Genomic DNA, 13,549 nt, shown 5'->3' on the forward strand with positions numbered 1-13,549 from the left:
AAACGTCATGAAAACGAAAACGGGGGCCATTTGTCCGGCCCGGCTAAGCTTTAAGCAATGGTTATGTCTTACATAGATACCGCTTCCACCGTAGACGCTTCGCGGGCGTTTCCGCTGGGGATCAGCACTCCGCACACCGGCTCGCCGGCAGTGGACGATCCTCGGGGTGCGTTCGCCAACGTGGCTGTCTACGCGCCCGGCGTGACCACCTTGGAAATCGCGTATCAGCCGCCAGAGGGCACCTGGCAGGCAAAGACACTGCCCAACCTCAGCGACGGCGTTCACCACGGCATCGTGGAGGGGATTCCCGCCGGCTCGCGCTACGGATTCCGGGCCTCGCCGGAACATGAGGCCCTCCCGTTGTCCATGCCCGCCACGGATTTCGACGCCGGCGAGGAGCAGCCGCTGCTGATGGACCCGTATGGGCGGGCCGTTGACGAACGCGAAGGGCTGATCACCAGTGTCCGGGTCGGCAACGACTTTGACTGGGGACTTGACCGCAGCCCCCGCGTGCCCTGGCGCAACACCATCGTCTACGAGGCCCACGTCAGGGGCCAGACCAAGCTGCACCCCGACATTCCGGAGGACCTTCAGGGGACCTATGCCGGCATGGCCCACCCGGCCATGATCGAGCACCTGATCTCGCTGGGCATCACGGCGATCCAGCTCCTGCCCGTCCATTTCCACATCGATGAGCCGCACCTCCAACAGCTCGGGCTGACGAATTACTGGGGCTACAACACGGCCGCCTTCTTCGCCCCGCACCCCGGTTACGCCACCGCGGCCGCACAGGCCGCCGGCCCCCACGCGGTACAGGATGAGTTCAAGGGCATGGTCAAACTGCTCCACGCCGCCGGGCTCGAGGTCATCCTTGACGTCGTGTACAACCACACCGCCGAGGGCGGCACCGACGGCCCTACCCTGAGCTTCCGTGGCCTGGGCGAGATGCAGTATTACCGCAACGACGGCCACGGCAAGTACGTCGACACCACCGGCTGCGGCAACAGCCTGAACTTCGCCGAACCCCGCGTGGTGCAGCTGGTGCTGGACTCCCTGCGCTACTGGGTGAGCGAGTTCCACATCGACGGCTTCCGGTTCGACCTCGCCGTCACGCTGTGCCGCAACAGCGCCAACGAATTCGATCCCCGGCACCCCTTCCTCGTCGCGGTGGGCGCCGATCCCGTCCTGTCCGGCGTCAAGCTGATTTCCGAACCCTGGGACGTGGGCTACGGTGGCTGGCAGACCGGCCGGTTCCCGGCCGGGTGGGTGGACTGGAACGATCACTTCCGCGACGCCGTCCGCAGCTTCTGGCTCGCCGACCGTGCAGCGATCGACGGCGGCGGCAGCGGCGGCCCGGTGGCGCGCCTCGCGGACGCCCTCTCCGGTTCCGCCCAGCTGTTCGAGGCATCCGGCCGGTCCCGGCTCGCCTCGCTGAACCTCATCACGGCCCACGATGGCTTCACCCTGGCCGACCTGACCGCTTACGACCGTAAGCACAACGAGGCCAACGGCGAGCAGAACCGCGACGGCCACGGCGACAACCGCAGCTACAACCACGGCTTCGAGGGCCCCACCGAAGACGGCGACATCCTTGCCCGGCGCGCCCAAAGCCGGCGGAACCTGATGGCCTGCCTGATGATTTCCCAAGGCGTCCCCATGATCACCGCAGGGGACGAGATCTGCCGGACCCAGCAGGGCAACAACAACGCCTACTGCCAGGACAACGCACTCACCTGGATTGACTGGACCAGCACCGCGGAATCCCATGCGATGCTGCGGACCACCAAGCGTGTCATCCGGCTGCGCAAGGAGTTCCTGGCCAGCCAGCCGCATGATTACCCGGCGCGCGACACCCAGTCGTATTTCCACTGGTTCGATGTCGATGGCAAGCCCATGTCAGCGGACACGTGGAACGACCCCGGCCACCGGGTGATCCAGCTCCTGCTCGGGTCCGACGACGGGCACGTGGACGGCCTGGTGGTGGTCAACGGCGGCGCCGACGACGTCAAGGTCACCTTGCCGGAACTGAACAACGAGGACGGCACCGGGCACCGGCTCTTCGAGCTTCGCGTGACCACCTCCGAACTCCATGACAGGCGCCAGGGCGCCCGCGTCGCCTCCGGCGAGCGGGACCTCGTCCAGGCCAACACAATCAATATCTACCGCACCTAGTTATCCGCGATTAAGGACCCCATGAAGATTTACTCGGCAGAGACCTGGACCATCGAAGAGCTCAAAGAGCAGATCGACGACGCCGGCCGCCGCGCCGTGGTGGTCCCCGCCGTCGAGACCAAACAGGCAGTCCTGGACACGTTCAGCGAGCTCCTGGAGGCCCCCGAGGACTACGGCACGGACCTCGACGCGCTGCACGATTCCCTGCACGACGTCGCCGATGCCGTGACAGACGACGGCGAGGCTCCGGTCACCTTCATCTGGCAGGTGCCTGCCGCCCTCCGCGCGGACCGCTCCTTCGGCGTCATCTGCGAAACGCTGCAGGACGCCGAAGGCTACGCCGGCAACAGCCTGAACGTCATCGCCGTCTGCCTCTAGTCGAGGCCGGGTGTTGCCGGTCAGGCGCCGGTGAGGATGGGATCAGGCGTTGACGATCAGGCCAAGTTCCGCCTTGGACGCCAGCGCCTCATTCTTCGGCAGCACCCGCACGGTGTAGCCGAAGGAGCCCGACCGGTCAATCACCAGGGTGCCGCTGAAAAGGTGCCGGCCCTTGCCGAGGTCCTCCGCAGCCTTCAATTCCGCGACCGTGATGTCCGTCAGCTCGTCGGTGTCCTCGGCCCGGCCATAGGCCACCTCGACATAGACATCCTCCGGTGAGAGCTCGCGCAGGGCCACGTACGCGTTGACCTGCAGCAGGTCGCCGATCTGCGGGTCCTCGGAAACCCCCACAGAGTCGACGTGCTCCACCTGGATCTGCGGCCACGCGGCCCGGATCCGTGAGGTCCACGCCGCCAGGGCCTTGGCCTGGGCGTAGTCGTCCGCCACGGCGTGGCGTCCCGCGATCGCGGCGGGCCGGTACAGCACATTGACGTAGTCCCGGAGCATCCGTTCCGCTGAAACCGCCGGGCCAAGGTGGGACATGGTGTGCTTGATCATGGAGACCCAGTGCGTGGGGACCTTCTGCGGGCCCGGCTGGGACGGCCCGGCGGCTCCGGCCGAGTCGGACACGGTCAGCCCGTAGAACCGCGGGGCCACCTGCGTTTCGAGCAGCTCGTACAGTGCCGCCGCCTCGATGTCGTCGCGCTCTTCCGGGGAGGCGTCGTTGTTGGCGGTCGGGATCGCCCAGCCGTTCTCGCCGTCGTACATCTCGTCCCACCAGCCGTCCATGACCGAAAGGTTCAGCGAACCGTTCAGGGCGGCCTTCATGCCGGAGGTTCCGCAGGCTTCCAGCGGACGCAGCGGGTTGTTCAGCCACACATCGCAGCCCGGGAACAAGGTCCGGGCCATGGCGATGTCGTAGTTGGGCAGGAACGCGATCCGGTGCCGCACGGCGGGGTCGTCGGTGAACCGGACCAGGTCCTGGATCATCTTCTTGCCGGCGTCGTCTGCCGGGTGCGACTTCCCGGCGATGACCAGCTGGATGGGATGCGTCTTGTGCAGCAGCAGCGCCTTGAGCCGGTCCGGGTCGCGCAGCATCAGGGTCAGCCGCTTGTAGGTCGGCACGCGCCGGGCAAAGCCAATGGTCAGGATGTCCGGGTCCAGGACGGAATCCGTCCACGCCAGCTCCGCGTCGGCCGCGCCGCGTTTCTTCCAGGCGGCCCGGAGCCGGCGCCGGACATCCTCCACCAGGGACACTCGCATCTCCCGGCGCAGCGCCCAGAGGTCCTCATCGGTGACGTTGTAGGCCAGGTCCCAACGGCCCTGCGCCTCCGCGTCGGCACCGAACTGGTCCCGCGCCAACGCCGAGATCCGGGGGTCCACCCAGGTGGGGACGTGCACGCCGTTGGTGACGGAGGTGATCGGGATTTCGGAATGGTCGAATCCCGGCCAGAGGGCGGAGAACATCCCGCGGGACACCACGCCGTGCAGTTTGGCCACACCGTTGGCCCGCTGGGCCAGGCGCAGGCCCATGACGGCCATGTTGAACACGAACGGGTTGCCGTCCCCGAAGTCCTCGCGGCCCAGGTCCAGGATTTTTGCCACCGGGACGTCCGGGGCGAGGCCGGCTTCGAAGAAGTGCTGAATCTGGGAAATTTCGAAGCGGTCGATGCCCGCGGGGACCGGTGTGTGGGTGGTGAACACGGTGGATGCCCGGCCGGCGGCCAGGGCCTCGTCCCAACTCAGCGGATCCGCGCCGGACATCAGCTCCTGGATCCGCTCGACGCCCAGGAACCCGGCGTGTCCTTCGTTGGTGTGGAAGACCTCCGGCGCGGGGACCCCCGTGAGCCGCTGGAACTCGCGCAGCGCCTTGACCCCGCCCATGCCCAGCAGGAGTTCCTGCTGCAGGCGGTGGTCACCGCCGCCGCCGTACAGGCGGTCCGTGATGCCGCGGGCTGCTTCGTCATTGCCCGGAACGTTGGAGTCCAGCAGCAGCAGCGGAACGCGTCCGACGTCGGCCCGCCACACGTGCGCCAGCAGGCGCCGGCCCTGGGGGAGGGGCAGCGAGATCTGGACCGGTTTGCCGTTGCCGTCCGGGGCGGCCTCGCGCAGGAGCGTCAGGGGCAGCCCGTCCGGGTCGAGGACGGGGTAGGTTTCCTGCTGCCAGGCGTCGCGGGAGAGCGACTGCTTGAAGTAGCCGGCCTGGTACAGGAGGCCGACGCCGATCAGCGGCACGCCAAGGTCCGAGGCCGCCTTCAGGTGGTCGCCGGCCAGGATGCCGAGGCCGCCGGAGTACTGGGGCAGGACTTCGGTGATGCCGAACTCGGGTGAGAAGTAGGCGATGCAGGAGGGGGCGCCGTCGCCGAGGCTCTGGTACCAGCGCGGCTGGTCCAGGTACCGGTCGAGGTCGTCGGCTGCCGCATGGACGCGCTGCACCACGTCCTGGTCCGCCGCGAGGCGCTGCAGCTCTTCCCGGCTTACCAGGCCCAGGAACGTCACGGGGTCGTGGGCGCTCTCCGCCCAGATCCCGGGGTTGAGCGACTCGAAAAGCTCCCGGGTGGGCCTGTGCCAGGACCACCGGAGATTGGTGGCGAGCCGGGCCAGCGGCCGGATGGACTCCGGGAGAACGGTTCTGACGGTAAATCTGCGGATTGCCTTCACGAGCGAAACACTAACGGACAAGTCGGTGCCCCGGAACCGCTTTAAGATTCTTTCCTGTAAATGACGAATATCAGTCCGGCCAGAACCGCAAACCTCCGGAAAACATGGCGGGCCTTAGCATTCTGGCCGTTTTGTAGATAACGTCGAGCCTGTGACGAATAACTCGCGAACCAGCGCCGTGTCCAAGCAAAAGCCCAAGGCCCTGATCACGGATGGCCTGCGATTTGGCCGCTTTCCGATCACCGCCGTGCAGCCTTCGGTGGACGGCGGAAAATTCCCCGCCAAAGCCGTCGAGGGCCAAACCATTGTCGTTGGAGCCACCGCGTTCCGGGAGGGACACGACCAGCTCGGCGTCAGCGCCGTCCTGCTCGACCCGCGCGGCAAAGAGCGGCAGCGGGTCCGGCTGGCCCCGCCTCGCGGACCCCGCGGGATGGGCACGGACCGTTGGGAAGGCCTCCTGACCCCGCCTGCAACGGGCAACTGGTCCTTCGTCATCGAGGCCTGGCATGACCGCTACGGCACTTGGCACCACAACGCCGAGGTCAAGGTGGAGGCCGGCATCGACGTCGAGCTCATGCTGGCCGAAGGCGCGGCACTGCTTGCGGATGCATCCGAGGAAGCCTCGCGACCCTCCGGTGACCGCCGGACGCTGCGGATGGCCGTCGTCGTCCTCTCCGATACGTCCCGGACACCCGAAGAGCGGCTCGCCGCAGGCTTCAGCGCCGACGTCGCCGCCGTCGTCGAACGCCAGCCCATCCGCGAACTGGTGACAGTTTCCGAGCCCTACCCGCTGCTGGTGGAGCGAACGCTCGCCGGTGCCGGCTCCTGGTACGAATTCTTTCCGCGCTCCGAAGGCGCCGTGCGCAACCACGAGACCGGCGAATGGACCTCGGGCACCTTCCGCACCGCGGCGGAGCGCCTCGACGCCGTCGCCGCCATGGGCTTCGACATCATCTACATGCCCCCGATCCACCCGATCGGCCTCCAGCACCGCAAGGGCCCGAACAACACCCTCATTGCCGGCCCGCATGATCCCGGCTCGCCGTGGGCCATCGGCTCCCACGAGGGCGGCCACGACGCCATTCACCCGGACCTGGGCACCTTCGAGGACTTCGACGCCTTCGTGGCACGCGCCGGCGAACTCGGGCTGGAGGTCGCCCTGGACCTTGCCCTGCAGGCCGCGCCGGACCACCCGTGGGTGCAAAGCCACCCGGAATGGTTTACCACCCGAGTTGACGGCACTATTGCCTACGCGGAGAATCCGCCGAAGAAATACCAGGACATTTTCCCGCTGAATTTCGACAACGACCCCGCCGGGCTGTCCAACGAAATTCTCCGGATCGTGCTGCTCTGGGTCAGCCACGGCGTCAAGGTCTTCCGGGTGGACAATCCGCACACCAAACCCGTGTGGTTCTGGGAATGGCTGATCGGCAAGGTCAATAAGAAACACCCCGACGTCGTCTTCCTCGCCGAGGCGTTCACCCGCCCGGCCATGATGCACGCGCTGGGCCGGGCCGGCTTCCAGCAGTCCTACACGTACTTCACCTGGCGGAACACCAAGGAGGAGCTGGAGGAGTACTTCCAGGAGGTCAGCCACGAATCTTCGGCCTACTTCCGGCCGAACTTCTTCGTCAACACCCCGGACATCCTCACCGAATACCTGCAGTTCGGCGGCCCGGCGGCCTTCAAGATCCGGGCCGCCCTGGCCGCGACGGCCAGCCCGATCTGGGGTGTGTACGCCGGGTTTGAGCTTTACGAACACGTGGCGCGGCCCGGCGCCGAGGAATACATCGACAACGAGAAGTTTGAGTACAAGTCCCGCGACTGGGATGCGGCGAGCGAATCGGGGCGTTCCCTGGCCCCGTACCTGACCCGGCTCAACGCGATCCGGCGCGCACACCCGGCCCTGGGGGATCTGCAGAACCTGACGGTGCACCAGAGCTCGGACCCCTCCACCGTGGTGTACTCCAAGCACAAGATCCTTCCGGACGGCAGCAAGGACACCGTGATCATCGTCGTCAACGTGGACCCGCACGGCACACGGGAAAGTACCGTGTCCCTGGATCTGGCGGCGCTGGACCTGGACCCGGAGAACTTCACGCACAACGGCCGCTTCATGGTCGATGACTTGCTGACCGGCGAAAGTTGGGAATGGGGGGAGTACAACTACGTCCGCTTGGACCCGCACGTCGAGGCCGCACACATTCTTAGCATCCGGAGGTAGTGCCAGTGAGTTTCAGCCCGCAGAACCCGAGCCAGCACTTCAGCCCGAGGGGAGGCTTTGAACTGAACGCTCCCGGGCTTCAGCACGATCCCCTCTGGTACCGCAAGGCGGTCTTCTATGAGGTGCTCGTCCGGGGCTTCGCCGACGGGAACGGGGACGGCTCGGGCGACTTCCACGGCCTGATCGAGAAACTGGACTACCTGCAGTGGCTGGGGGTGGACTGCCTCTGGCTGCCGCCGTTCTTCCAGTCACCGCTTCGCGACGGCGGCTATGACATCTCGGATTACAACTCCGTGCTGGACGAGTTCGGCACCATCAGCGACTTCAAGCGACTCGTGGCGGAGGCACACGCCCGGGGCGTCCGGGTGATCATCGACCTGCCGCTGAACCACACCTCCGATCAGCACCCGTGGTTCCAGGAGTCCCGCAAGGATCCGGACGGGCCCTTCGGCGACTTCTACGTCTGGAGCGACACGGACGAAAAGTACGAAGACGCCCGCATCATCTTCGTGGACACGGAGGAATCCAACTGGACCTTCGACCCCATCCGCCGCCAGTTCTTCTGGCACCGGTTCTTCAGCCACCAGCCCGACCTCAACTTCGAAAACCCCAAGGTCATCGACGCGCTCTTCGACGTCGTGCGGTTCTGGCTGGACCAGGGCATCGACGGGTTCCGGGCCGACGCCATTCCGTACCTGTTCGAGGAGGAGGGCACCAACTGCGAGAACCTGCCGCAGACCCACGAATTCCTCCGCCAGCTACGCCGGATGGTCGATGAAAGCTACCCGGGCCGCGTGATCATTGCCGAGGCCAACCAGCCGCCCGCCGAGGTGGTCGAGTACTTCGGCACCGAGGAGGAACCGGAGTGCCACATGGCGTTCCACTTCCCGATCATGCCGCGCCTCTACTACGCGCTGCGGGACCAGAAGGCGTCGCCCATCATCGAGACGATGAAGGACACCCCGGACATTCCCGAAGGCGCCCAGTGGGGCACGTTCCTGCGCAACCACGACGAGCTGACGCTGGAAATGGTCACGTCCGACGAACGCGCCGCGATGCTCGGCTGGTACGCGCCGGATCCGCGCATGCGGGCCAACATCGGCATCCGACGCCGGCTGGCGCCGTTGCTGGATAACTCCCGCTCCGAAATCGAGCTCATCAATGCCCTGCTGCTGTCCCTGCCGGGCAGCCCGTTCCTGTATTACGGGGACGAGATCGGCATGGGGGACAACATTTGGCTTGAGGACCGGGACGCTGTCCGCACGCCGATGCAATGGAACCCGGACCGGAACGCCGGGTTCTCCAGTGCCGATCCCGGCAAGCTGTACCTGCCGGTGATCCAGTCGCTGGTCTACAACTACAGCATGGCGAACGTGGAGGCCGAGGCCGCCCATTCGGGCTCGCTGCTGCGCTGGACCCGGCAGATCCTGAGCGTCCGCAAGAACCACCCCGCGTTCGGACTTGGCGCGTTCAAGCATGTGGAAGCCGACCACGACGTCGTCCTCGCCTACCTGCGGGAGCTCCCGGAAGGCAACGCCGCCGGCGCGGACGCGGAGACCATCCTGTGCGCCTTCAACCTCTCCCAGCACCCCGTGGCGACCACGCTGCGGGTGCCGAACTTCGCCGGCCGGGGCCTCCGGGACGTTTTCGGCGGCCAGGCGTTCCCTGCGATCGGCGAGGACGGAACGCTGACGCTGACGCTGGGCAGCCACGATTTCTTCTGGTTGCGGATCCGTTCGGCAGCCTCCAACCCGACATCCCCGTTCACACAGGCGATGCCCATCCTGTCCATCGAAGGCTGAGATGACTCGACCGACCCTTACCCCGCCCCTGAGCGGATTGCTCGGCGCCTGGCTTCCGCACCAGCGGTGGTTCCCGGTCAAGAGTGCGGAGTTCACCTTCGAGCCGGTGGGCGGGCTGCGGCTCGGGGCCGGCGCCGAGGATGCCCCCGGCGCGGCGGAGTTTGAGGTGCTGCTGCTCGCGGTGTCCTACCCCACCCCCGGCGGCAGCCGGACCGACATCGTCCAGGTGCCGCTCAGTTTCCACCCGGAGCCCCTGCCCGGGGCGGAGCGGGCGCTGATCGGCGAGCTTCCCGGCACACGCGCCGACGCCGCCCACCGGTGGGTCTACGACGGCGTCCATGATGCCTCCTTCGTCGCCGCCTGGCTGGAGCTCATGCGCCACGGCGGGAGCACGCCGTCGGGGAACGCCACCGGCCACCTGGTGGACTCTGGCTACCGCCTGCCGTTTGCAACGGGCAAGGTCAAGGTGCTCTCCGGCGAGCAGTCGAACAGTTCGGTAATCGTCGACGACAACGACGGCGGCACAGTCGCCATCGTGAAGTTCTTCCGTGTGCTGTCCGAAGGCCAGAACCCCGAAGTCGAAATCGGTGCTGCGCTGACGGCGGGGCGCACGGAGGAGGTCCCGGCGACCCTTGGCTGGGTGGCCGGGGAATGGGAGACTCCGGCGGCCGCACTCGGGCAGGGGCACTCCGGAGCCGCCCGTCCCGCGCGCGGCGAGCTCGCGGTGGCGCACGAATTCCTCGCCGGCGGACTAGACGCCTGGCGGCTCGCCGTGGACGCGGCCAGCCGGGGGACCGGGTTCACCGCCGAAGCCCACGCACTGGGCGCCGCGACGGCCACCGTGCACCGGAGGCTCGCCGAGGCGCTGGGCACAGCCGCCGAATCCGCGCCGGGCCAGGACATCGCCCCGGGAGTAGCCGAACGCGTCCGCCAGTCCTGGAACCAGGCGTCCACCGCCGTCGGGCCTTACGAAGAGGCGCTCAACCGTCTCCTCGGCCGGCTCGAAGGCACCGGCGCCGGTCCGCTCCAGCGGATCCACGGGGACCTCCATCTCGGGCAGATCCTGCAGGTCCCGGGCAGTTCCGTCCCGGGCGGGCCCGGGGCCGCACCGCGCTGGGCCATTCTCGACTTCGAGGGCGAGCCGTTGCGTCCCATCTCCGAACGCAACTTCCCCGACGTCCCTCTTCGCGACGTCGTGGGCATGCTCCGGTCCTTCGACTACGCCGCCGGCGCCGCCGTCCGCGAAAATCCCGGTGCCGTGGTGCCCGGGACATGGGTGGACGACTGCGCGGAGGCCTTCCTGGCCGGCTACGCCGAAGTAATCCCCGGCAGCATCGACCGCGATGCGCCGCTCTTCGTGGCGCTGTGGCTCGACAAAGCCCTCTACGAAGTCATCTACGAACTAAGGAACAGGCCGGACTGGCTCTCCATTCCGGTTAACGCATCGCGTCGTCTCCTCGGCAGTACAGGTTCCGGCGTCGCCGCCGAAGCCGCAGCGGAAGGTATAAAAATGACAGGATCAGCACGTATCGATCGACCCGGCGCACCACTGCCCGTGGACGGTGAGACCCTTGCGAGGGTCGGCACCGGCGAGCACCACGCGCCCCACTCGGTCCTCGGCGCCCACCTTGATGACCACGGCCACGTCACCATCCGGACGGTGAAGCACCTGGCGGAATCGGTTTCTGTCGTGACGTCGGCAGGCGCGGTGCCCATGAGCCACGAGGCGGGCGGCGTGTGGGTGGCCGTGATGGAACCCCTCGAGCACGGACACGTGCCGGACTACCGGCTCGAAGTGACCTACAAGGACCACGAGCCGCAGGTCATGGACGATCCCTACCGCTACCTGCCGACCATCGGCGAAGTGGACCTGCACCTGATCGGCGAAGGCCGGCACGAGCGCCTGTGGGATGTCTTGGGCGCGCACGTCCAGCACTACAAGTCCTCGCTGGGCGACGTCGACGGCGTGTCCTTCGCCGTGTGGGCACCGAACGCCGAGGCAGTCCGCGTCAAGGGCGACTTCAACGGCTGGGACGGCCGCGAACACTCCATGCGCTCCCTCGGTTCCACGGGGGTGTGGGAGCTCTTCATCCCGGGCGTTGTAGCAGGGGCGTGCTACAAGTTTGAACTCAGGACCCGGCACGGATTCTGGGTGGAAAAGGCGGACCCGCTGGCCTTCGGGACCGAGATCCCGCCGCTGACGGCATCCCGGGTGGTCGAGCCCTCCTATGTGTTCAAGGACGCCGAGTGGATGCAGGCCCGCGCCGAACGCGATCCGCACAACTCACCCATGAGCGTCTATGAAGTCCACCTCGGCTCATGGCGCGTGGGGCTGGGGTACCGCGAACTGGCCAAGGAACTCGTCGAGTACGTCAAATGGCTCGGCTTCACCCACGTGGAGTTCATGCCCGTTGCCGAGCACCCCTTCGGCGGCTCGTGGGGTTACCAGGTCACCTCCTACTTCGCGCCGACCTCACGCTTCGGGCACCCGGACGAATTCCGCCACCTCGTTGACGAACTCCACCAAGCCGGCATCGGCGTCCTCCTGGACTGGGTTCCCGCCCACTTCCCCAAGGACGAATGGGCCCTGGCCCGGTTCGATGGCGAAGCCCTGTACGAGCACGCCGATCCGAACCTGGGCGAGCACCCGGACTGGGGCACGCTGATCTTCGACTTCGGCCGCACGGAGGTGCGCAACTTCCTGGTGGCCAACGCTCTTTACTGGCTCGACGAGTTCCACATCGACGGGCTGCGCGTGGACGCCGTCGCCTCCATGCTGTACCTGGACTACTCCCGCGAAGAGGGGCAGTGGCAGCCGAACCGCTTTGGCGGCCGCGAAAACCTTGAGGCGATTTCCTTCCTCCAGGAGGTCAACGCCACGGTGTACAAGACCCACCCCGGCGCGGTCATGATCGCCGAGGAATCCACCGCGTTCCCGGGCGTCACCGCACCCACGAGCGGCGGCGGGCTGGGCTTCGGCCTCAAATGGAACATGGGCTGGATGCATGACTCGCTCCAGTACATGGCCGAGGACCCGTACAACCGCAGGTGGCACCACGGAACCATCACGTTCTCGATGGTCTATGCCTTCTCGGAAAACTTCCTGCTGCCAATCAGCCACGATGAAGTCGTGCACGGCAAGGGCTCCATGCTGCGCAAGATGCCCGGTGACCGTTGGCAGCAGCTGGCAAACCTGCGCGCGTTCCTGGGATATCAGTGGGCGCACCCGGGCAAGCAGCTGATCTTCATGGGCACAGAATTCGGCCAGGAAGCGGAGTGGTCGGAGCAGCACGGCCTGGACTGGTGGCTCGCAGACATCCCGGCGCACAACGGCATGCAGCTCCTGACCAAGGACCTCAACGAGCTGTACCGTTCCACGCCGGCCCTGTACCAGCAGGACAACCAGCCCGAGGGATTCCAATGGATCAACGGGGGAGACTCGGACCGGAACGTCCTGACGTTCATCCGCCGCGACGCAGACGGCAACCCGCTGGTCTGCGCCGTGAACTTCTCCGGCGGCCCGCACACGGACTACCAGCTCGGCGTCCCAACGGCCGGCAAATGGCAGGAAGTGCTCAACACCGACGCCGCCACTTATGGCGGTTCCGGGGTTGAAAACACCGGCACGTTGACTGCGACCAAGGGGGGCCTCGACGGACAACCTGCCACGCTGGTGGTCACCCTGCCGCCGCTCGGCGCGGCCTACTTCAAGCCGCTCGCTTAGGCCCGTCGCCCGAACCAAACACGGGCCGCCGCCGCCGGCACTGCTGGAAGGCCAACCGAAGGCGCGCTGAAAAGCCCGGAATCCGCGTGATTCCGGGCTTTTCAGCACCCTGCTCCAGGCCGCTTTGTCAGCTCGGCCAAGTGGTGGTAGAGTTTATTTCCGCGCTGCTCCCCGGAGTTGAACGGCCACCAAGACCCAGAAGCCAATGGCAAGAATGAGTCTGGAACGCCGATTTGACAAGGGTGAAGCGGCCGGGTAAGTTTGAAAAGTTGCTCCGGAGCGATCCGCGACTGAATGTTGGTTGTGGTGGTGCCGGGTGTGTCTGTTGTTTGAGAACTCAATAGTGTGCCAAGTTTGTTGATACCAATTTATTGTAATGGATTGGTTGAATTGACCAGGTTATGCCACCCCGTGGTGTGGTCTGGTTTTTACAGCTGGTTTCAAATTTTGTGCAGCCTGGTTATCCCGTTTTCCCGGGGTTCCTGGTTGTGTCTGTTTTACTTCAACGGAGAGTTTGATCCTGGCTCAGGATGAACGCTGGCGGCGTGCTTAACACATGCATTTCGAACGATGATCCGGTGCTTGCAC

General features: G+C 66.3%; 6 protein-coding genes and 1 rRNA gene. 6 read left to right on the forward strand and 1 reads right to left on the reverse strand.

Features of this window, described 5'->3' with window-relative positions; genetic code table 11:
- Positions 1–57 precede the first annotated feature (57 nt).
- Both glgX and AC1DEY_RS07495 read left to right on the forward strand, forming a co-directional pair.
- Complete coding sequence (gene glgX, locus AC1DEY_RS07490) at positions 58–2,172, forward strand: glycogen debranching protein GlgX (RefSeq protein ID WP_476867401.1); 2,115 nt, start codon at positions 58–60, stop codon at positions 2,170–2,172.
- A 21-nt stretch (positions 2,173–2,193) separates the two neighbouring features.
- Complete coding sequence (locus AC1DEY_RS07495; protein ID WP_476867402.1) at positions 2,194–2,550, forward strand: barstar family protein; 357 nt, start codon at positions 2,194–2,196, stop codon at positions 2,548–2,550.
- Between the two features lie 42 nt (positions 2,551–2,592).
- Here AC1DEY_RS07495 and glgP read toward each other — a convergent pair whose 3' ends face one another.
- Positions 2,593–5,211: an alpha-glucan family phosphorylase gene (gene glgP / locus AC1DEY_RS07500; RefSeq protein WP_476867403.1), complete on the reverse strand. Its 2,619-nt coding sequence runs from the start codon at positions 5,209–5,211 to the stop codon at positions 2,593–2,595.
- A 151-nt stretch (positions 5,212–5,362) separates the two neighbouring features.
- Between glgP and AC1DEY_RS07505 the strand changes: the two genes are divergently transcribed.
- The 4 genes from AC1DEY_RS07505 to AC1DEY_RS07520 all read left to right on the forward strand — a co-directional run.
- Positions 5,363–7,435, forward strand: a complete 2,073-nt coding sequence (locus tag AC1DEY_RS07505; RefSeq protein ID WP_476867404.1) for an alpha-1,4-glucan--maltose-1-phosphate maltosyltransferase — start codon at positions 5,363–5,365, stop codon at positions 7,433–7,435.
- Between the two features lie 5 nt (positions 7,436–7,440).
- On the forward strand, positions 7,441–9,237 hold the full coding sequence (gene treS, locus AC1DEY_RS07510) for a maltose alpha-D-glucosyltransferase (RefSeq protein WP_441411086.1): 1,797 nt from the start codon (positions 7,441–7,443) through the stop codon (positions 9,235–9,237).
- Between the two features lies 1 nt (position 9,238).
- Entirely contained in the window at positions 9,239–12,961 is a 3,723-nt protein-coding gene (locus tag AC1DEY_RS07515) for a 1,4-alpha-glucan branching enzyme (protein ID WP_476867405.1), read from the forward strand.
- 502 nt (positions 12,962–13,463) lie between these two features.
- Positions 13,464–13,549, forward strand: a 16S ribosomal RNA gene (locus AC1DEY_RS07520); the annotation flags it as partial.

The organism is Arthrobacter sp. 05T47 (assembly GCF_056395825.1).

Coding starts and splice junctions, on each gene's coding strand:
- glgX (WP_476867401.1), top strand. CDS start 58: ATGGTTATGTCTTACATAGATACCGCTTCCACCGTAGACGCTTCGCGG.
- AC1DEY_RS07495 (WP_476867402.1), top strand. CDS start 2,194: ATGAAGATTTACTCGGCAGAGACCTGGACCATCGAAGAGCTCAAAGAG.
- AC1DEY_RS07515 (WP_476867405.1), top strand. CDS start 9,239: ATGACTCGACCGACCCTTACCCCGCCCCTGAGCGGATTGCTCGGCGCC.